The sequence below is a fragment of the Rhizobium sp. CF142 genome (assembly GCF_000281145.1).
Taxonomy (GTDB): Bacteria; Pseudomonadota; Alphaproteobacteria; order Rhizobiales; family Rhizobiaceae; genus Rhizobium.
Window position 1 is genome coordinate 47,470 of the sequence record NZ_AJWE01000127.1, and the last position, 20,296, is coordinate 67,765.

Genomic DNA, 20,296 nt, shown 5'->3' on the forward strand with positions numbered 1-20,296 from the left:
CAGGTTTACCGTGTTCCTGAAAGGCCGCCTTCAAACCCCTTCACGCCCAAGCCTGATATTCAGGCGTACAGACCGCAGTGAATGAAACGGAAGTATAGCTACTCACAGGCCATATAAAGGATAGCGTTATCAGGCCTGAATCGACGGCAATATTCCTCCCAAAACAACCATTTCGCGACGCCTATCAAGCATCTCGGAATAAGGAGACTATATGGATCCGCAACATTTTCGGCCAACGCGCCGAGATACGATGACGGGAGCGATTACACTTGCAGTCGCTGCCGCAACATTCAAATTTTCCCCACCAGCAATGGCCGATGAGCCGAAGAAATCGAAGGAAGAACATGCCATGAGCAATGAATACGTCACCACGAAAGACAGCGTCCAGATCTTCTACAAGGACTGGGGTCCGAAGGACGCTCAGCCGATCGTTTTCCACCATGGCTGGCCCCTCAGCGCCGACGACTGGGATAACCAGATGCTTTTCTTCCTCGGCAAGGGTTATCGCGTCATTGCGCATGACCGCCGTGGTCACGGCCGCTCCAGCCAAGTCAGCGACGGTCACGACATGGACCATTATGCCGCCGACGCCGCAGCCGTCGTCCAGCATCTCGACCTCCGCAATGCGATCCATGTCGGCCATTCAACCGGCGGCGGCGAGGCAACCCATTATGTCGCGCGTCACGGCAAGGGTCGGGTCGCCAAGCTCGTCCTCATCGGCGCCGTCCCACCGATCATGGTCAAGACGCCGGCCAATCCGGGCGGTCTGCCGATCGAAGTATTTGACGGCTTGCGCACAGCGCTCGCGGCAAACAGGTCGCAGTTCTACATCGACCTGGCCAGCGGCCCGTTCTACAGCTTCAATCGCCCGGGCGCCCAGGTCTCGCAGGCAATTGTCCAGAATTGGTGGCGTCAGGGCATGGTCGGCGGTGCCAAGGCTCACTACGACGGCATCAAGGCATTTTCGGAAACGGACTTTACCGAAGACCTCAAGTCGATCGAAGTCCCGACCCTCGTTATGCACGGCGACGATGACCAGATTGTCCCGATTGCCGATTCCGCGCCGCTTTCCGCAAAACTGCTGAAGAATGCCACGCTGAAGATCTACGAGGGCCTGCCGCACGGCATGGCGACGACGCATGCCGACGTCGTCAATGCGGATCTGCTGAGCTTCTTCAAGGCCTGATGATTTGGGGCGCCGTCGAGGCGCCCCCTTTCAGACTGCATGGCGATGAGCTTCAATTCTGCTCGTCCGAAAACAGTCGACCGGCAATGCACTCACCCAAAACGATCAAAGCCCCTTTCGGGGCTTTGACTATTTCTATGCGGATTTTGATGGCCGATCAGTGACCCGGAGGCGGCGTAGCCGTCTTGACCCACTCGGAGTAGCGCGTCCTTCCGATCCGCACCTGGCTACCGGGCATAAGGGAGTCCTGCTTCAGCAAAGCGCCGAAATAGCGGGTCTGATCATCGGCGATGACCTCACGCTTGTCGCCGATCTGCCGCATATAACGGGTGACGGCATCGGCAATCTTGATCGGTTCCGGACCGGCAATTTCGATGGTGGCGTTCAGCGGATTGCCGAGAACGACATCGACGAGTGCGTCAGCAACGTCGTCCGAGAAGATCGGCTGCATCATGGCTGGCGAAAGGTGAACCTTGTCTCCCTGCACGCCGGATTGAGCGATACCGAACATGAATTCGAAAAACTGCGTCGAGTGAACCAGGGAATAAGGAATCCCAGATTCCTTGATGATCTTTTCCTGGGCAAGCTTAGCGCGCATGTATCCGCTCTCCGGAAGGCGCTCCGTGCCGACAACGGACAGAGCGACATGGTGCTTCACACCGGCAGCCGCTTCAGCGGACGCGATGTTGCGACCCGCAGTCTGGAAAAATTCCATTACTGCCTTGTCTTCGAAAGACGGAGAGTTGGAGAGGTCGACCACGACCTGCGCTCCCTTCAGAACATCCGCAAGCCCCTCGCCGGTAATCGTATTGACGCCGGATGCGGGAGAGGCGGCAATAGTCTCGTGGCCCTTGGCCTGGAGGCGCTTGACGAGCTTCGAACCGATCAACCCGGTTCCGCCGATAACGACGATTTTCATAATCTGCTCCTTTTTGCTGTATCAAAGAGTTGAAAGAACGCTCCGTCGCGCAAGCGAGGCGGGGCGGTTGTTAGTTCAGACCAGCTTTGTCCGGACCGGGCGCTGTGTCAGCAGCCACAAAACCCATGACCACCTTGAGAAGCTCAGGCGATTTCTCCGTAGAATGAATAGGTTGCGTCATCGCCTCGGTCCTGGATTCTTGTGGGATAAATGGCTGCCTTGGATCGGCGACCTGGATCTAAACCTAAGCGATTGTGGCCTGACGCATACCCAAACATACGTTGGGGATCTGCCAGCAGCCCATGCGATTGACCGGAAATTCAGCAGGAAATACCTAGCCAAGCAGGCGGCGCGATGCGGCCTTTCCGGGATTCCCAAAGGATCGAGCTTTCACTCGAATGGCCGATTGCTTCGAGCGCGGCTTCAGCCCCGCTGAAGCTGCTCGACCTTGCGCACCAGATCCGCCAGGGAGCGGCACTGCATCTTGCGCATGAGGCTCATACGGTGAAGCTTGACCGTCATTTCGCTGATACCGAGCTGATAGGCGACCTGCTTGTTCATCAGCCCGCTCGCCACCGCATGCATGACCTCCTGCTCCCTCGGTGTCAGGCTATCGGCAAGCGCTTGGACGCGTTTCAATTCTTCGTTCGACTTGCGACGTTCATCATCTATCCTGATGGCGTGATCGACAGCGTCGAGGAGAACCTGGTTGATGAAGGGTTTTGTGATGAAATCGGTAGCGCCTGCCTTCATTGCCCTGACGCTCGTTGGAACATCCGCGTGGGCTGTCAGGAATATGAGCGGCAGCTTGCTGCCGAGTGCCAGAAGCTGGCTTTGAAGGTCCAGACCCGAGCCGCCTGGCATTCGCATGTCGACGACGATGCAGCCGGGTGCGTTTACATCGGCCCATTTGAGAAATTCGAGGCCGTTTGGAAAGGCCGATGCGCGCTTGTTCGTGACCGTGAAGAGATCCACGAGGGCGCTGCGCATCTCCGCATCATCGTCGATGACGTAAACGACCGGCTCGGCGCTCTTGTCCGTCTTTACCTGAGCGTTTTGCATCGAATTACCTCTTGGTATCTGAGAGATCCCGGCCTTGCACACGCCTGTATCCCTCTGTTCTACCCTTTGTCGGCACTCGGTCACCAAACCATGCCAGCAGCTAGATCAAGAAAAACCTTGGCGCCGACCTGGATGGTGCCTGCCTGCTCAATGAGACGCCAATCGATACCATAGGATACGCGCCGGCGGACGGTACACCTTGGTTTACCATCGCCCAACCACCCGTTCCGCGGTCTCCATGGTCGTCAAAACTGAACAGGACCGGCAGCGTCTGCTGCCGGTCCTGCCTGCTCGACGACGTAAGCCGGATGGGTTGGACGCTCGACTGCCACTTCGTTGGCCGCAGGAAGAAACCGGAAAAAGCCCTGCGTTCATCATCTCCATCGTGCCCGGTTAACACGGCCCACGGATGCTCAGATACTGGCCGATGCAGCGCCTGGCATCCCTAACATTGGTTTGCCAAACCTTGGTTTGCGTTGACCCTATCCTGCTGAAAGTCCAGCCTTTTCACCCGAGCAGATATCGAGGAAGAAGCCCCTGGCGGACATGAAACCTGTCGAGCAGAACGATGGCGCGGAATATGCGATCGTTCGTGAAGCGAACTGGGATTTTACGCTGGAGAAATTTGCCAAGGGCGAGGCGGTGTCCGGCGGTTTTCCGACGCGGTTTGAGGCCATTGAGGACTGGCTTCGCTTCCTGAGGAAAGAGCGCGAGCCGCTTGACGCAGCGATTGCGCGCGCCAACGAAATCCGGGTCGTCGAGCTTGAGAACTCCCACGGGCATAACCCCTGGGACAGGAGGTGTGAGCGAACGCACGCTGCCCCTGCTTCGGGTCAACCCAAAACTTCGTTTTATCGATCCGTCCTCGGAAACAGCTATCCTTTCGGCATTAAAGACAATCTCCTCGGAGGCGTGAGATGAAAATTGCGGTTGTTGGTGCGAGCGGGATGATGGGATCCAAGATCGTTCGCGAACTGGAACGAGGGGGTCAAACCGTCAGTGGAGTGTCGACCAGCACCGGCGTCGATGCCTATACCGGCGAAGGGCTGCCGGCGGCGCTTGCCGATGCGGAGGTGGTGATCGATGTCACCAATTCCGGCTCATTCGGCGATTCAAACGCGCTCGGCTTCTTCAAGCAGGCAGGAAAGAACCTGCTGGCAGCAGCGAAGGATGCCGGCGTCAGGCACTACCTTGCCCTGTCCGTCGTCGCGACCGACAGACTGGTGGAAAACGACTACTTCCGCGCAAAGATGGTGCAGGAAAATCTTATAAGGGCCTCAGGGCTGCCCTATACCATAATCAGGTCCGCCCAATTCTTCGAATTCTTCAACGGCATCATCGATTTGGCAGCCGACGGTAATGGCTTCCGGCTGTCGCCCTCCCTGGTGAGACCGATTGCGGCGGATGAAGCGTCAACTTTGATATCCAGGATCATCGTCGATGCACCCCGCAATGACATCGTTGAAATCGCCGGCCCTGAACCCGTCCAGCTGGACCAGTTGGCGCGAGAGATTCTGACGGCGAGCGAAGATCCGCGCTCGATTGCGATCGATCCCGAAGCACCATTCTTCGGTGTGGAGCTTGCGAAAACCACGCTCCTTCCCGGAGCTGATGCTCTTGTCGGAACCGTGACATTCCACGACTGGCTTTCCCGATCGATGATAGCCGCTTAGCGACAATGTTTCTGCATATGTTGCGGCTGAAAACAAAAGGAGACGCAGAAGCGCCTCCTTTCCGCTTTGGCTAACGCATCCGCGTTACACGCGAATTCCTGCAACTGCCTGCCGGCTCGAGGAGGCAATGGTCTGTTGAATTGCCCAGAGCGTCGCGAGTATCCCGAAGATCGCGGGCAGGCTTATCGCCGGGAAATCCCGCAGGATCACCGACGAAGAGCAGATGCCGACAGCGACCTCCCAAAGATGGAAGGTGGCATGCGCGATCAGCCAGAGCGTCGCACCGGCCCAGAGCTCGACCCGTCGGCTCGGCTTCCAGGCGCCAAAGGCAAATGCAAGCGCGATGAAGCCCTGGATGATGCCGATATCGCGAATGAAATGCTGGTTGTACATCCCGGTATCCGTGACGCCCGGGACAAAATAATACCAGCTTTCGGGATCGTAGAGCATGTAAATGGCCAGCCAGCCGGCAAGTAATATGTTGAAACCGACCATAACGTAGACAATGAATTTCGTGACCTGCATCGCAACCTCCTTGGATAAGCGGGCCTGAAATTAACATCCAAGGCTAAGGCTTACTTCCCAAACCAAGGTTAGGGAGCCGAAGGTGATAGGCCGCTGAAACGCAGAGGAAAGCGGCTGGAAGTCGGCGGCCGGCATCCTCGAGGCAGGACCGAAGCGCGCCATCGATCGGCGTGCCGGGAACGACCGCTGGTGCATTCGCAACACGGCCGACACTTTCTATGTATCTGCACAAAAACGCTGCAGTGGCATCAAACTAAACAATTTCAGATTGTTTACCGCTTCGGCCACACCGACAACAGCATTTGGGCTCCGCCAACGAGGACGGAGCCCATTCAAGAACAAGATGAAGTTTTAGCGTTGCTTGGCGGAAGCCGCGTCCTCGATGATCTTCGTAACCTTGTCGGGATGAGAAACCATTACGACGTGGGAGGCACCCTTGACCACAACGGTCTCCTTGGAGCGAGCGCGCTCTGCCATCCAGCCGAGGGCCTTGGCAGGGATGTTCTTGTCTGCATCACCATAGATGAACCAGGAAGGAATGGTCTGCCACGCCGCACCGGGCGCTCCCTCGGTCAAGGCCGCTTCGGTGATCGGACGCTGGGTTGCGGCCATCAGCTTTGCGGTCTTTGCCGGCACATCAGCAGCAAATTGCTCATGAAACTTGTCCTGCTGGATGTACAGATCCTTTCCGCCATTTTCCAATGCCACTGGCTCTGCAAGCGTCGGCGCCAGAGTGCTGCCGGGGAACTTGCCCGAGAGGTCGGCGGCGGACTCGCCCTTGTCAGGGGCAAAGGCAGCGACATAGACCAGTGCTTCGACATTCTTCGTCTCCGCAGCAGCCTCGCTGATGACTGAACCGCCATAGGAATGGCCAACGAGAACGACCGGGGTCTTTATACCGGCGACTATGCGGCCGACATAATCACCATCGGACTTTACACTGCGCAGCGGATTGGCAACGGCGACAACCGGATAACCATCCTTTTCCAGACGAGCGATGACATCATTCCAGCTCGATGCATCGGCAAAGGCGCCATGCACGAGCACCACCGTCGGCTTTGCAGATTCAGCGGCTGCAGGGGCGGCAAGAACTGCCAGTGCGCCGAGTGCGAATACGGATTTCAAGATTCTATGCATCGGTTGGTCTCCTTTATTGAATTGCGCACAATTTAAGATGACGCAATTCATATGCCGAGTCACTTTTTGTTCAACTGGTGACGAGCAGCTGGATGAAGGACGTTTCGGACGTCAGGCCAGATACCGCGATCGCCAATGTGAGCAGCCATATCGTTGTATTGGCGAGCGTTCTGCAACAACCCAAACCTCCGTTCTAAGACTTTCCGATCAGTACCGACACAGGACTCCGCCCACGGGCCATCTTCGGGACAAGAGATTGCTGCGGCCGGCATACGAGCCGGCCGCGCGAAAATCTGACGACCCTTGCGTCAGGCCACGCACATGCCCCCGTCGACGTGGAGCTCGATTCCGTTCACGAAAGTGCCCGCCGACGCAAGGAAGAGCGCGGCCTGAGCCAGTTCTTCGGGGCGCCCGAGACGTCCCGCCGGTATAAGATCCGCCATCTGCTGCTCGAACTGCGGGCGGTTGCTTTCGCTGACGCCGAGTTTTCCCAGAATCTCGGTCTCGACAGGACCGGGGCTGAGAATATTGACGCGGATCCGGCGCGATTTGAATTCGATCGCCCAATTGCGGGCAAATGCGGCGAGCGCAGCCTTGGTACCGGCATAAACAGTGTGGTTCGGCAAAACCTTCGTCCCGGCCAGAGAACTCGTGACGATGATGTTTCCGCCATCGCGCATATGCGGAGCGATGGTCTGAACACCGAAGAAGACACCACGCGTATTCACCGCAAAATGCTGGTCGTATTCGACCTCACTGACCGTTTCTGACGCCGCGAGATTGATGATGCCGGCATTGGTCATATAGACATCAATGGTGCCAAAGCGCTCCGTCACCTCAGCCGCGAGCCGGCGATGGTAATCGATGCTGGCGACGTCGCCGCAAATTCCGATTGCCCCATTGCCGATCTCCCGAACCGCTTCATCGACGACATCCTGGCGGCGTCCGGTGATGACGACCTTCGCCCCCTCCTCGGCGAAAAGCCGCGCCGTCGCTTTTCCTATCCCGCTATTGCCACCGGTGATGATGGCCACCTTGTCCTTTAGGCTTGGCATCTGAATTCTCCTTGTTGACGCGCAGGAGATAAACAGTTGCATCGGCCTCTATTAGCGGGGTCCAAGGACAAGGAACTTTGCCTGGAACAGACAAATGAGCGGGCGCGGCCGATCGTCTATCACGAAACCCATCTTGCGGATGAACACATCCAGTTCGTCATCCGGCGCGACGACCTCCAGGCAGATCGGCAGCGACTGGCAGCCAAGACGCGTCGTTCCCGTATGAATTGCTTTCGTTTTCCGCTGTATCGTAGGATAAATCCTGCTGCAGGCATTTCAGCCTGTTGAGACGCAAGTGTCATCAGGAGCAGGGGATGATCGTCAGCCGGAGCGTCAAGGCATTGCGCAAACGGGAACGGGCGCTCGCCGAACTCGTCGATAGGGTGCCGTCTCACATCTGGCGGCTGACAGCAGACGGCGAGCCGATTTTCTTCAACGAACAGATGATCGATTACCTCGGTCGGGATATTGCCGATTTACGGTTACCGGGCATGAGCCGGCTGGATGCAATGATCGAGATGGCGATCCATCCAGATGATGCCGCGGGCTTCAGGGGCGCGCTCCATCATTGCTTCGCCACCGGCGAAAGCTTTTCCACACGATACCGGCTGCGTCGCTACGACGGCGTCTATCGCTGGATGTCGAGCCGCGCAGATTCGATACACGACCGGCATGGACGCATCAGCCAGTGGTATGGCCTCTGCCACGATATCGACGATCAGGTCCACGCCGAAGAGGCGCTGCAACGCAGCGAACGGCACCTTCAGCGGCTTATCGATGCCTTGCCGGTGCACATCTGCAGCTGGACACCGGCGGGCGAGCTCTCCTACGTCAGCAGGCGCTATATGCAGGAACTGGGCCTTTCCAAAGCGAATTTCGAGGAATTTGCACGGGCAGCGCAGGAACTTGTCCATCCCGAGGATAGCCCTGAGGTGCAGCGCAGGGCCGCGCATTGCATCCGGGCGGGCGAGCCTTTCACGATGCGATACAGACGGCGCGGACCGAACGGTATGTTCCACTGGACAGAAGGCCGGTTCGAGCCACTTCGCGATAGAAACGGTGCGATCGTGGAATGGTACGGCCTGTCCATCGATGTCGAGGATCAGGTTCGCGTCCAGGAGGCTTTGAGCCTCGCCCAGCAGAACTTCGCGCGTGCAAGCCAGGCGGCGAGCCTTGCCGAGCTTTCCGCCTCGATCGCCCATGAGATCAGTCAGCCGCTCGCGGCCGTCATATCAAGCTCGGATGTCAGCCTGCGCTGGCTTTCGGCCGAACCGCCCAATATCGAACGGGCGCAGAAAGCAGTTGAGCGCATCTCGGCAAGCGCCCATTCGGCCGTCGAAGTCGTCGGCCGCATCCGCGCTTTGTTCAAACGCTCCGAAGCGTCAAGAGATTACGCCGCGCTCGACAGCGTGGTCAGAGAAGCGCGCGACCTCATGGCCGAGGAAGCGATGCGGCGGCGCGTGCGCATGGATATCGAGCTCGAGCGCGACCTTCCGCCGATCGCCTTCGATCGGGTCCAGGTCCAACAGGTCCTGATCAATCTTATCCGCAATGGCCTGGAGGCCATGGATTCTGCTGGTGATGACCGCGTTCTGCACATTCGCGCCCGCCGTGCGACAGATACCGTGCAGATAGAGATCAGCGATCGCGGCCCGGGCGTCGAATTCCCCGATAGAATATTCGAGCCCTTCTTCACGACAAAAGGCCAAGGAATGGGAATGGGGCTGGCAATCAGCCGCTCCATCGTCGAATCTCACGGCGGGCGGTTAAGCGTTGAGCAAGCCGACCCGCACGGAGCGAAGTTCGTCTTTACCCTGCCGGTTGAAGTGGAACAGGCCGCTCACGCATGATGACGACTAGCCTGCGCGATACTCGCTGATCGCGCGCTCCAGCCACGACATGAGCAAGTCGGCATTGACGGGTTTTTTTAGAAAGGCGATTGCGCCCGCCTGAAAGACAGCGGCCTCGACGTCTTTGTCCCCGTGCGCAGTCATGATGATGACCGGCGGGTGGGATGGCATCCTGCTCAATGCCTGGAGCATCTCGACGCCGGACATTCCCGGCATTCTGACGTCGGCAAGAATACAATCAACGAGCGAATAACCTTTTTCGTTCAGGAATCTCTCGGCCGACTCGTAGAGCTCGCATTCATAACCGGCCGCTTCGAGCAGGTCCTTGAGGGATTCCCTGAGATAGCGATGGTCATCAACGACAGCGACAGTCTGATTGGAGGAACTTGCCATTGCGTCAGTACAATTCTTCTTTTCGGGCAATGAGCTAGGCGCCGCGCAGGTTACTGATACAGTTTGAGATCCGGTTTCAACATGTCAAATTTGCGGACAAGCTCCGCAAGGGAGCCTGCCTGCATCTTTTTCATCATTCGTCCCCGATGCAGTTTCACCATGATTTCGCTGATCTGCATCTCATGTGCAATCTGCTTGTTCATCAATCCGGCTGCGACATAATGCAAGACTTCCCGCTCGCGCGGAGTAAGCCTGGCTTCACAGCTTTGCACCTGGGCGCGGATAGCGGCCTCTTTCCGGTTCTCTGCATCCCGCCTGATCGCTTCGCCAACTGCGGCGATGACGGCGCTGCCGGCGAACGGCTTGATCAGGAAATCCGTTGCTCCCGCCTTCATCGCCTTTACGGTCAGGGGGATACTTCCGTGACCCGACATGAAGATAATGGGCATGGTGTTGCCGGCGGCGGCGAGTTGGTCTTGGAAGTCAAGGCCACTGATGCCGGGCATCCGCACGTCCAAAAGAATGCAGCCCGCCTGCCCCATATCGCAGCGCTCCAGAAAATCCGAAGCGCTCTCGAATGCGATGGCCTTCATCGCCACCGACTCGAAAAGGTCTACCAGCGAGGCCCTGACAGGGCCTTCGTCGTCAACGATACAGACAACCGGTTCGTCCCTCGTGCTGACTTGATCGATCGTCATGGCTTTCTGCGCCTCCAAACGACGGCTTTGCATATCTCCCCTACTGCCGCATCGCGGCCAATTTGACACTGCCTCGTTCGGCAGCATTCATGAAGGGATTCCCGTCCGCCAAAGGCCCACGTCGGACTTGCGCTTCGCGACGCGGTAACCTGCCTGTCACACTACCACGCGGGGCCCATCACAAAAATACGCCAAGGGTCTAGGTTGGGCGGAAAGATCGATCCAAAGGTCTGTCAAATTCTCTCGTAATTGCAAACAGGTAGTTCCGACAGATGCGTCGGGCGACCCAAGCTCGATACACCCGTGCAGAACTATCACAAGACACACCTTCGTTGTCCCTGCGCACACCTTGGTATAGCTCCCCGGCCCGCAAACCGCCTGTAAGCTGATCATGTCGAAGATCGATCAAAGGCGATGATCATGAGGCATGACCCAAGCTCTCCGTACAGGCCTCTCGAGATGCCGAGGTTTCCGCTTTTGGTCATCGGCGGCCTGATCATCGGGATACTGGTGTATCTCGGCTATGGAGCGATATCGGCGCCCAAGGCGTCCGCGAAAATCTACGTGCCGCTCGCGACATCCTCCTCATCGCAAGCCGAACCGAAGGTCGCATATTTTGTCGTGAATGGTGAAACGCTGGCCGTATCGCTCCAGCATCGGCCGACGGCATTCAGGGTTGCATCTCGCTAGCTGAACTGAGGCGCGTTTCAGCAAGGCTTCACTCCCTCAAAGGTAGAAAGAGAAGCCACAAGAAACCAGAAGTATAAAAATGCACTTCGACATATATATTTGGTTTAGTCACCCCCTCCTTCAATTTCCTCGCCTGTAACTGTATCCTCATGCGGTTCAGGGAAGCGGCATGTCTGCTGGCAATGGAGGATCATGCATGGGGGTGACCACCTCCAAGGGGTCGAAAAGTCCGATCGCGATTTTGGTTGATGACGATGCGACCGTTTGCGCGGCTCTGGAGAACCTGCTGAATTCGGTCGGCATCGACGCGATGACATTTTTATCGGGCCGGGAATTTCTCGAAGCAAAGCTGCCCGACCGCCCGAGCTGCGTCGTGCTGGATGTCCGTATGCCCGGCATCAGCGGTCTGGACCTGCAGCATCATCTGACCCGAAATGGCGTCACGACACCCGTCCTGTTTCTGACGGCGCATGGCGATATCGCGATGAGCGTGCAGGCGATGAAGGCCGGGGCGCAGGATTTCCTGACCAAACCTGTGCGAGACCAGACCTTTCTCGATGCCGTGTCCAAAGCCATTGCCACCGATGTCAGCCGCAGGAACGCGCTGTCTGCAGCCGATCGATACGTTTCCCTGTTTGAAACCCTCACCATACGCGAGCGCCAGGTTCTGAAACTGGTCGTCTCCGGCGCGGTCAACAAACAGATAGCCTTCTCCCTCGGGATCAGCGAATTTACCGTGAAGCTTCACCGCAGCAATATGATGAAGAAAATGCAGGTCAGTTCGGTGGCGCAGCTTTTCAATGTCTGGCAGGCGCTGCCTTCGCATGTTCGAACGAGCGATGGCTGAAATTACCCACCAGCGCTAGGTCACGGAAAGAGTAACGACAGAAAAAGCAAAGAGGACTTCCATGCAGTTGACATCGTCAAAAGAACGGATCGTCACGGCCATGGCTATTGGCGGCAGCGGCATCCTGCTGGCAGGGCTTTTCGCGGATCCCTCCGGCATTCTCGTCGCAATGGTCGCCATCTGGCTCTATACAAGCTGGCGCACAGGTCTGGCCGTGCTGCTCATCGGCTGTTTGCTGACAGCGGCTGTCGTTCTCTCCCCCGCCAATTTCGGCAATAACGAACAGACCCGGGTCGTCATGTTCGCCTGCTGCGCCACCGCGCTCTGGTTTTTCATCAACGTTTTCAAGCCGCAGAGCCTCTTCGACCGCGTTTACAAGAATATCCAGCCCAATATCGAAGACATTCCCGGCTTCGGCTGGTCGGCCTATCCCGACGGCCGACTGCGCTTCCTGAATCCGAAAGCGCTCGATTTTGTCGGCGTGAGTGCCGAGGAAATGAGCAGGATCGCCAAGCTCGACAACCATTCATGGTGGAGCCTTTTCGTCCATCCCGACGAAGTCAAAGGATGCATGGCAAGATGGGAGCACAGTCTCAGGACCGGAGAGCCGATCTTCGAAGAACAGCGGGTCCGGCGCGCCGATGGAACCTACCGATGGCTGCGCGATTCCGCTATCGCGTCGCGTGACGAACAAGGCCGCATCACCGCCTGGTTCGCGACCTCGGTCGACATCGACGATCAACGAAAGGCGGAAGCTGCCCTCAGGGAGAGCCAGCAGCAACTGCAGCAGATGATCGATACGGTGCCAGCCCTCATCTGGTGCGCAAACTCCGCCGGCGAGACCTCTTATATCAACAAGCCGCTTATGCGCTGGACCGGGATTTCGCTTGCGAGCAACGATCCCGCGGACACAAAGAGGCTCGCAACGGCGATCATCGAGGCCATTCACCCCGAAGACCGAGTACTATTCCAGAGGAGCCTGTCGCAGGCCTTTGAAACCGGCGAACGCTTCGCGCTTAAATACCGGCAGCGGCGGTTCGATGGCGTCTATCGCTGGATCGACGGCAAGGCGGAGCCACTGCGCGACGCTGACGGTCAGATCATTCAGTGGTACGGCGTCTGCCTCGACATCCATGACGAAATGGAAGCGCATGAAGCTGCGCGTGAGCGTGAAGCAGAATTGCGTCTGATCGTCGATACGGTGCCGTCACTGATCTGGCTGATGACGCCCGAGGGGCTCCCCTGCTATTTCAACAAACGCTTCTCCGAATGGGCTGGCCTCGATGAAGGCGCGATTCACTCGAAGACTCCGAAAGACGTCGCCGCCCGGGGGGAGCTGGTCCACCCCGAAGACCGCGCCGCGGTCACAGAGGCATTCAGAAACGCCATTGCGACGGGCCAGCCTCTCAACCACAAAGGCCGGCTTCGCCATAGGGATGGTCAATACCGCTGGATGGATTCGCGCGTTGAACCCCTGCGCGACGAAAACGGCAAGATCATCCGCTGGTATGGCGTTAATCTCGACATCGATGATGAGGTTCGTGCGCAGGAGGCGCTGCGCCAGTCCGACGAGAGACTGGCAAGGGCATTGCGCGCCGCCAGCATGTCCGAACTTTCCGTCTCGATTGCGCATGAGCTCAATCAACCGCTGCAGGCGGTGGTCGCGAATGCGAACGCGTTCCGCCGATGGCTGAGCGCGGAACCGCCGAACCTCGAACGCGCCCTACGTTCCGCCGACTGGATCGTGCGCGATGCTGATGCGGCCGCCGAAGTGGTCAGCCGCATCAGGGCGCTGTTCGGCAAGACCGCCTATCCCAGAACCGCCGTAGATCTGAACAATCTGATCAATGATGCCTGCGAATTGATCGCCGACAAGCTCACCTCCAACAAGGTGAAGCTCGATATCAATCTCGACCCTTGTCTACCTGTCACCAGCGCGGACCATGTCCAGCTAGAGCAGGTAATACTCAACCTCATCCGCAACGGCATCGAAGCGATGCACGATATCGAGCCCAGAGCCCGTACCCTGAAAATCGAGTCCAGGCTGCGGGACGACGCTACGGTCGAGGTGGAGGTGAGCGACCGGGGTACCGGGATCAGCGACACCGAGAAAATTTTCGAGGCGTTTTATACGACAAAGCAGGACGGAATGGGCATGGGCCTTGCGATTTGCCGCTCCATCATCGAATCCCACGGGGGACGACTGTGGGCCGAGGATGGCGTTCGCGGCGGCGCATCGATCACGTTCAGCCTGCCGTTGCGGGACCTTCAGGCCAAGCCGGCACCGCGCGAATTCCACATCAGGCCGCCGATCAGGGAACTCGAATCCCTGTCAGCATGACCGGTAGCGACGCCAGCAGCACGACTGGTTCTCGCGGATCGGTTGATCGTGGCGAAAGGTGATCCGGACTACCGGATGCCGTCTTGAGAGGCGCTTTGCCTCGCGAGTTGATGCCGCCATTGGCTGGGTGTCGTTCCGACGAAACGCCGGAACAGCCGGCTGAAATGCGCATGGTCCGACAAGCCGCAAGCAAAGGCGATATCACCCATTTCGCGCTCGGAGGCGAGCAGCAATGTCCGGGCGCGTTCGATCCGCTGCTGCATGACGAAGGCGTAGGGCGACATGCCGAAACTGATCGAAAAGGCGCGGCGGAAATGGCCAGGGCTAAGCTTTGCCGCAGCCGCCAGATCGTCGACGCGAACTGGCCCTTCCAGCCTTGCATCGACATAGTCGGTGACGCGTTTGACCTGCCAGTTGCTGAGCCCAGTCCTGCGGCCGCTCTTCTCCGGAATATTTACCTCTGAGGCCTGCGACCGAACACGCGATTCGGACGAATGACAGCATTGGGATACCACCGAAACGCCTTGCTTCAACCTGATCTCATCATCCATCAGACCGCCCCATGCAGCTGGCGGGATCGCCATATCCAGATGAACTCTGATCGTCCGGGAAATCCATAAGATTGAGGTCTAGCGCACTACGCCGAAGGGATAGGTTTCAGGCGTGTTAGAGCTCGATACGCGGATCGGCGAGCGTCTGCAGGATTTCGACGATGATGTTCACGAGGATATAGAAGGTTCCAAGAACGATGGTGACGCCGAGAACGGCCGGAAGATCGGCGCTGGTTAGGGACTGGACCATATAGAACCCGAGGCCGGGCCACCCGAAGACAAGCTCGACGATCAGCAGGTTGCCGAACAGAAGCCGGATCTGCAGACCGATCATCGCCAGAGTCGGCGAGGCGGCGTTGCGAAGACCATGGCGCAAGACCACCGCTGTCTCTCGAAGCCCCTTCCCCCGCGCAGTCCCGATATAGGCCTGCTGCATTACCTCGCGCAGCGCGCTGTTGAGACTTCTCCCCACCGCGACGGCGATCGGCAGTGCCAAAGCGCAAGCAGGCAGAAGCAGATGCCGGATTGCATCCAGGCTGAGGTCGCCGCTGCCGCTGATCAGCGTATCGATGAGATTGAAGCCGGTTGGGCCGGCGAAATCAGCATCACTCATCCTGCCCGACCCGGGCAGCCAGCCGAGACGGAACCAGAAGACATAGACCAGAAGCAAGGCGGACATAAAAATCGGCACCGAACCTGCCGCAATGAAGAGAAGCCGCAGCCCGCCGGAGCCACCGACAATATGAGGCAGCACCGCGAGAATACCTACCAACAAAAGCCCGATGCAGAGAGCCGCGAATAACAATTCGAGCGATGCAGGCAAATATTGCCTGATGTCGGCGGCCACCGGCTGACGGGTCCGGACCGAGGCCCCGAGATCGCCCTGCGCAAGCCGCGACAGGAACCGCCCATACTGAACGACGATGGGATCATCGAGGCCGAACTGCTGGCGAAGCGCATCCACTTTTGACAGAGGTGTGAGCGGCCCGGCGATGGCGCGAGCGGGGTCGGCGGGAATGATGCTTTGCAGGCAGAATACCGCAAAACTCATCGTCAGGAGAACGGCAGCCAGACCCAGTATGCGCCTGAGGAAATAGACCAGCATATTCTAGGCCCCTCGCAATGCAGTCCGCAGACCATCTCCTGCGAGATTGGCGAAGAGGCAGATGAGGAAAATGACCGCCGCCGGCAACATCGGAAGCCACCAATAGGCAGAGAGGCTATCGAGCGCACGGGATGTCATTGCCCCCAGTTCGGGTGCCGGCGCCGGCTGGCCGAGCCCGATGAAGGACATCAGCGACATCGTCATGATCACGTTGGCGACATCAAGCGTCGCGGCGACCAGCAGCGCCGGAATGGCACCGGGAAGGATATAGCGCAGCAGCAGGCGTGGGCCGCCGATGCCGGCAATTCTTGCAGCCTCCACATGCGGGCGGGCGTTCAGTCGGCGCAATTCGTCGCGGGATATACGCGCGTACCAGGGCCACCAGGCGATGCCGATCGCTATCATCGTATTGGTCAGCCCCGCGCCGAGCGTTGCGATCACCGCCAGAGCCACAAGTGTAGACGGCAAGACGAGGAAAAAGTCGACCAGCCATTGCGCCAGCATGTCGAGCCTACGGCTGACAAGGCCGGGGATCATGCCGATGCATCCACCGACGATCAGGCTGACGAGAATGAGGACAATTGCAGGCAGCCATGTATATTGGATACCGAGGACAATGCGCGAAAAAAGATCGCGCCCGATCTCATCCGTCCCGAACCAGTGTTCCCACGAAGGCGGCAGATAAGCGGCGGCAACGCGAAGCTGTGGATTGAACGGCGTCAGCCACGTCGCGAACAGGGCGATGATCGTGATAGCAATCGCTCCGAACACCCCGATCCGATCGATCCAGCCGATGCGCCCAAGGATGACGGGCCAGCGGACGAGCCGCTCCTCGGGGAGGAGTTCCGGAACGTTCATGTGTCCTGCCCGCCCGTGCTCGCATGCATTCTCGATATCGAGGCAACAACGGCGTTCATCGACAGAGGATTGAAGCCGGCAGTTATTGTGTCGGGATCTCCTTCCTGCGCCACCCTGCCCTCTCCCAGCACGGCGATACGATCGGCGATTATTCTGGCGGCGGCCAGATCATGGGTAACGAACAGCACCGCCATGCCGAGCCGCCGCCTGATCTCTCCGAGAAGGTTCAGCGTGGTGGCAGCAAGCGATACGTCGAGCGCGCTGATCGGCTCGTCGCAGAGCAAGAGTTTCGGCGGCACGACGATCGCGCGGGCAAGCACGGCGCGCTGACATTGACCGACGGAGAGGCTGGCGGGCAGCGAAGACATCAGGCCCTCATCGAGGCCGACCAACTCAAACGCTTCGACGACCCTGTCGAGACGCTCTTTCTTGCCGAGACCGAGAGGCCGCAACCGATCGCCGATCTGCTCACCGATCGTCAGCCAGGGTGTAAGCGAGGCAACCGTATCCTGAAAAACAACCTGTGGGGCATCGTCGATCCGGACAATCTCGCCACTGTCGGGCGACAGAAGCCCGGCCGCGAGCCTGAGGATCGTCGATTTGCCCGCGCCGCTCTCGCCGAGCAGAGCGACGCATTCACCAAGCCCGACCGATAGATTGACCGAGTCCAGCACCTTCCGCTGCCGGCGCCGGCCGAACAGACCGACAGTCGACGTGAAGCTTTTGCTGACATCGGACAGTCGCAGCACCTCCACCGGTTTTGCTGTTGCCACGGTTGGCCAGACTTCCGTGGAGCGATACTCACGTGCGCTGGATTGCGCCAAGTCAGGGAAGAAGCAGGCGGCAGTGTGTCCGGTAGCCGAAAGTGACATGAGTTCGGGCCGACTGGTTATGCACTTGTCCCTGATGACGGGACACCGGGAGGCATAGCAGCAAACATGCTCAGGATCGGCAAGGCTCAGTCGCTCCGCCGGCAGAGTGGGCAAGGAGCGCTGGCGATCCGCATCACAATCGAGCTGGATCGCAAGCAGGCCGGCCAGATAGGGATGGCCGGGATGGGTCAGGGCATCGCCGGTTCTGCCGATCTCCAGGATGCGCCCCCGGTAGAGCACGAGTACGCGATCGGCGAGCGATGCTGCAGCGGTCAGATTATGCGTGATGAAAAGTATTGTGGCCTGCTGCTCCCGCGCCACCTTGCGCAGCAGTTCGAGAACCTTGCTTTGCAGGGCGAAGTCGAGCGCCGTGATCGATTCATCGGCAATCAGGACCTGCGGCTGCGCCATCAGCGCCATTGCGATCAGGATGCGCTGGCGCTGCCCGCCCGATAGGCGATGCGGGAATGCATCGAGTATGGCGTCCGCATCCAAAAGTCCGACCCGGCTCAGCCAATCCCTGATGAATCTGTCGTCTCCGTCGGCCGATTCTCGCAGCTGATGGCGAATCGTCATCGTCGGGTTGAGCGCACCCATCGGATCCTGCGGAATGGCGCGAACGAGCCCGTGACGGGCAGCCCGCAGCGTCCCCGGCGCTGCACCCACGATCTCGGTACCGGCAACACGAATGGAGCCGATGACGTCAGGTTCGCTGGAAGCCGGCAGCAGGCCCTGGATTGCCGCTCCGAGGGTGGTTTTGCCGGAACCACTTTCGCCGACGACCGCAATGATCTCGCCCGGCATCGCCTCGAAGCTGATGTCGTCGAGCACCAGATGGTCGCGACCATTTCGCCGAAGGACGACACTGAGATCGGCGATGGAAAGCGCAGCCCCGGTCACGGCCTCCGCAGCTCCCCGCAGGTTGAATTGCAACCATGAATCCTACCGAGAGTCCCGCGCTCAACCATCAACGCCTCACACTTGAAAAGTCGACGCTGCCTCTCGGGAAGACTGGACGAAGACCGAGATCCTTCAGACCCTTGCGATGGACAACTACATCGTCGACATCGACGAGTGGGACGAAATGGCCGGCATCGAAATACATCTGCCCGGCCTTTTCATAAAGCGCATTTCGCTTGGAGACATCCGTCACGGAAGCGGCCTCCGCAACAACTGCATCCGCTTCGGGAAGGACAATACCATAAAGGTTCAACGGCGCGTCCTTGGTGAAGAATGCCTTTGCCTGATTATCAGGATGAGCCGCATCCGGAGAGGCGATGATCAACAACATATCCGGAGCCGTCGGATCGCCCTTCATGGCATAGGCTGCCCCCGGCGGCATGATATGGGAGGTCGCCTTAACTCCGATCATCGATAGCTGCGCGATCATCAGGTCGGCGATACGCCCATAGCTCGGATTGGCGCTATAAAGCCCGATGTCGAGCGTGACAGGGCCGTGCTTGGCGATAGCGGACTTCGCAGCATCGAAATCGGTCGGAAACTGGACCGGTTGCGCCGCTTCCAGCATGATGTTCGGAAAGAGCGATTTCGAGACATGGGCATATTGCCCGAAGGCATCGCTTACCCAAAAATTCGGATTGATTGCGGTCAGAACCGCCTTGCGTACCTCGGCATCTTCAAGCGGTGATCCCGGCTTAACGAAAGCCTCGAACTGCGTCATGCTGGGGGCGGATGTTATTTCCAGATCGGCCGGCAGGCTGCCGAGCTGTGCGAAGGGGTAATTGGTCGGCACGCCATCGATTTCGCCAGCCTTCAGCTTGAGAATTTGCTGGCCGATGTCGGGGATGACGGGCAGTTCCACCCTGCTGAAATAGGGTTTAGCGCCCCAATAATCTTCGTTGCGTGCGAGCACATAATGTTCGCCACGCTTGAACTCGACCAATTTGAACGGCCCGGTCCCAGCTGTATGGTCGGTCAGCCATCCCGTCGCAAGATCGCCCTTGGCATGATCAGATATTGCGGCCGGGCTAATGATTTTCGGCCCCCAAGGGCTTGCAAGGCCATCCAGGAAAGAGGGCTGCGCGTGCCGGAGCGTGACGACGACGGTGGAACTGTCTGACGCTGCGATATCCGCCATGTTGGCGAGCGTGTAATTCTGCACAAAACCGCCGTCGCGGCGGCGCTTGAACGAGGTGACGACGGCATCGGCGTTCAAGGCTGTGCCGTCGTGGAACTTGACGCCCTCAACGAGGTGGAAGGTGTAGGTCAAGCCATCGCCGGAGATCTCCCAGCTCTTTGCCAGCGATCCGACAATCCTGGTCGAGCCTGCCTCGTATTTGACAAGGCCCTCATAGATGTTGTCCAGCGCGGTCAATCCGGCGACTTCGAAACCATTATCCGGATCCAGGGTGCCGATATCAGACGAATAGGGAATTCGCAGGATATCTTCTGCATGACCGGCCGCGACGCAGATCAGCGATCCAAGCAAGAATGCAAGCAGTCGAAGACTGATAACCTGGTTGAAACGTGAGAATATCGAAGCGAACAAGATTATCGGCATTGCGTGATCCGTG

Annotated in this window: 18 protein-coding genes; 6 read left to right on the plus strand and 12 right to left on the minus strand. The window is 58.6% G+C overall.

The window, feature by feature from the left end:
- The first annotated feature begins 349 nt into the window (after positions 1–349).
- Complete coding sequence (locus PMI11_RS31680; protein WP_037072574.1) at positions 350–1,186, plus strand: alpha/beta fold hydrolase; 837 nt, start codon at positions 350–352, stop codon at positions 1,184–1,186.
- A gap of 157 nt (positions 1,187–1,343) precedes the next feature.
- Here the strand turns inward: PMI11_RS31680 and PMI11_RS31685 are convergent, their stop codons facing one another.
- Both PMI11_RS31685 and PMI11_RS31690 read right to left on the minus strand, forming a co-directional pair.
- A complete protein-coding gene (locus tag PMI11_RS31685) occupies positions 1,344–2,105 on the minus strand; it encodes an SDR family oxidoreductase (RefSeq protein WP_007825672.1) in 762 nt (253 codons plus the stop codon).
- Between the two features lie 423 nt (positions 2,106–2,528).
- Entirely contained in the window at positions 2,529–3,167 is a 639-nt protein-coding gene (locus PMI11_RS31690; protein WP_007825674.1) for a response regulator transcription factor, read from the minus strand.
- A gap of 546 nt (positions 3,168–3,713) precedes the next feature.
- On the opposite strand from PMI11_RS31690, the gene PMI11_RS31695 reads away from it, so the two are divergent.
- The gene (locus PMI11_RS31695) at positions 3,714–4,088 is read left to right on the plus strand and encodes a hypothetical protein (protein WP_007825675.1); all 375 of its coding nucleotides are present in this window, start codon (positions 3,714–3,716) and stop codon (positions 4,086–4,088) included.
- Positions 4,085–4,840 (plus strand): SDR family oxidoreductase, encoded by a 756-nt coding sequence (locus PMI11_RS31700; protein WP_007825677.1) that lies wholly within the window; start codon positions 4,085–4,087, stop codon positions 4,838–4,840. Before PMI11_RS31695 ends, PMI11_RS31700 begins: the two co-directional genes overlap by 4 nt.
- Positions 4,841–4,924: 84 nt before the next feature.
- Here the strand turns inward: PMI11_RS31700 and PMI11_RS31705 are convergent, their stop codons facing one another.
- The 3 genes from PMI11_RS31705 to PMI11_RS31715 form a co-directional block, all read right to left on the minus strand.
- The gene (locus tag PMI11_RS31705; RefSeq protein WP_007825679.1) at positions 4,925–5,365 is read right to left on the minus strand and encodes a hypothetical protein; all 441 of its coding nucleotides are present in this window, start codon (positions 5,363–5,365) and stop codon (positions 4,925–4,927) included.
- Positions 5,366–5,716: 351 nt separating this feature from the next.
- The gene (locus tag PMI11_RS31710) at positions 5,717–6,502 is read right to left on the minus strand and encodes an alpha/beta fold hydrolase (protein ID WP_007825681.1); all 786 of its coding nucleotides are present in this window, start codon (positions 6,500–6,502) and stop codon (positions 5,717–5,719) included.
- 308 nt (positions 6,503–6,810) lie between these two features.
- A complete protein-coding gene (locus PMI11_RS31715) occupies positions 6,811–7,557 on the minus strand; it encodes an SDR family NAD(P)-dependent oxidoreductase (protein ID WP_007825683.1) in 747 nt (248 codons plus the stop codon).
- Positions 7,558–7,871: 314 nt separating this feature from the next.
- Here PMI11_RS31715 and PMI11_RS31720 point away from each other — a divergent pair, with 314 nt between their 5' ends.
- Positions 7,872–9,407, plus strand: a complete 1,536-nt coding sequence (locus PMI11_RS31720) for a PAS domain-containing sensor histidine kinase (RefSeq protein WP_007825685.1) — start codon at positions 7,872–7,874, stop codon at positions 9,405–9,407.
- Positions 9,408–9,413: 6 nt separating this feature from the next.
- On the opposite strand, the gene PMI11_RS31725 is transcribed toward PMI11_RS31720, so the two are convergent.
- Together PMI11_RS31725 and PMI11_RS31730 are read right to left on the minus strand one after the other, a co-directional pair.
- Positions 9,414–9,830, minus strand: a complete 417-nt coding sequence (locus tag PMI11_RS31725) for a response regulator transcription factor (RefSeq protein WP_162137087.1) — start codon at positions 9,828–9,830, stop codon at positions 9,414–9,416.
- A 20-nt stretch (positions 9,831–9,850) separates the two neighbouring features.
- Positions 9,851–10,498: a response regulator transcription factor gene (locus PMI11_RS31730; RefSeq protein ID WP_037072576.1), complete on the minus strand. Its 648-nt coding sequence runs from the start codon at positions 10,496–10,498 to the stop codon at positions 9,851–9,853.
- An 886-nt stretch (positions 10,499–11,384) separates the two neighbouring features.
- Between PMI11_RS31730 and PMI11_RS31740 the strand changes: the two genes are divergently transcribed.
- Entirely contained in the window at positions 11,385–12,035 is a 651-nt protein-coding gene (locus PMI11_RS31740; protein WP_007825693.1) for a response regulator transcription factor, read from the plus strand.
- Positions 12,036–12,096: 61 nt separating this feature from the next.
- Positions 12,097–14,376 (plus strand): PAS domain-containing protein, encoded by a 2,280-nt coding sequence (locus PMI11_RS31745; RefSeq protein ID WP_007825695.1) that lies wholly within the window; start codon positions 12,097–12,099, stop codon positions 14,374–14,376.
- A gap of 68 nt (positions 14,377–14,444) precedes the next feature.
- Here PMI11_RS31745 and PMI11_RS31750 read toward each other — a convergent pair whose 3' ends face one another.
- The 5 genes from PMI11_RS31750 to PMI11_RS31770 form a co-directional block, all read right to left on the minus strand.
- Entirely contained in the window at positions 14,445–14,927 is a 483-nt protein-coding gene (locus PMI11_RS31750) for a helix-turn-helix domain-containing protein (protein WP_157179717.1), read from the minus strand.
- 115 nt (positions 14,928–15,042) lie between these two features.
- The gene (locus PMI11_RS31755) at positions 15,043–16,032 is read right to left on the minus strand and encodes an ABC transporter permease (protein ID WP_007825703.1); all 990 of its coding nucleotides are present in this window, start codon (positions 16,030–16,032) and stop codon (positions 15,043–15,045) included.
- A gap of 3 nt (positions 16,033–16,035) precedes the next feature.
- Complete coding sequence (locus tag PMI11_RS31760) at positions 16,036–16,890, minus strand: ABC transporter permease (RefSeq protein ID WP_007825705.1); 855 nt, start codon at positions 16,888–16,890, stop codon at positions 16,036–16,038.
- A complete protein-coding gene (locus tag PMI11_RS31765) occupies positions 16,887–18,695 on the minus strand; it encodes an ABC transporter ATP-binding protein (RefSeq protein WP_007825707.1) in 1,809 nt (602 codons plus the stop codon). Before PMI11_RS31765 ends, PMI11_RS31760 begins: the two co-directional genes overlap by 4 nt.
- A 34-nt stretch (positions 18,696–18,729) precedes the next feature.
- Positions 18,730–20,283, minus strand: coding sequence for an ABC transporter substrate-binding protein (locus tag PMI11_RS31770; protein WP_007825708.1), 1,554 nt, complete (start codon positions 20,281–20,283; stop codon positions 18,730–18,732).
- Positions 20,284–20,296: the final 13 nt, after the last annotated feature.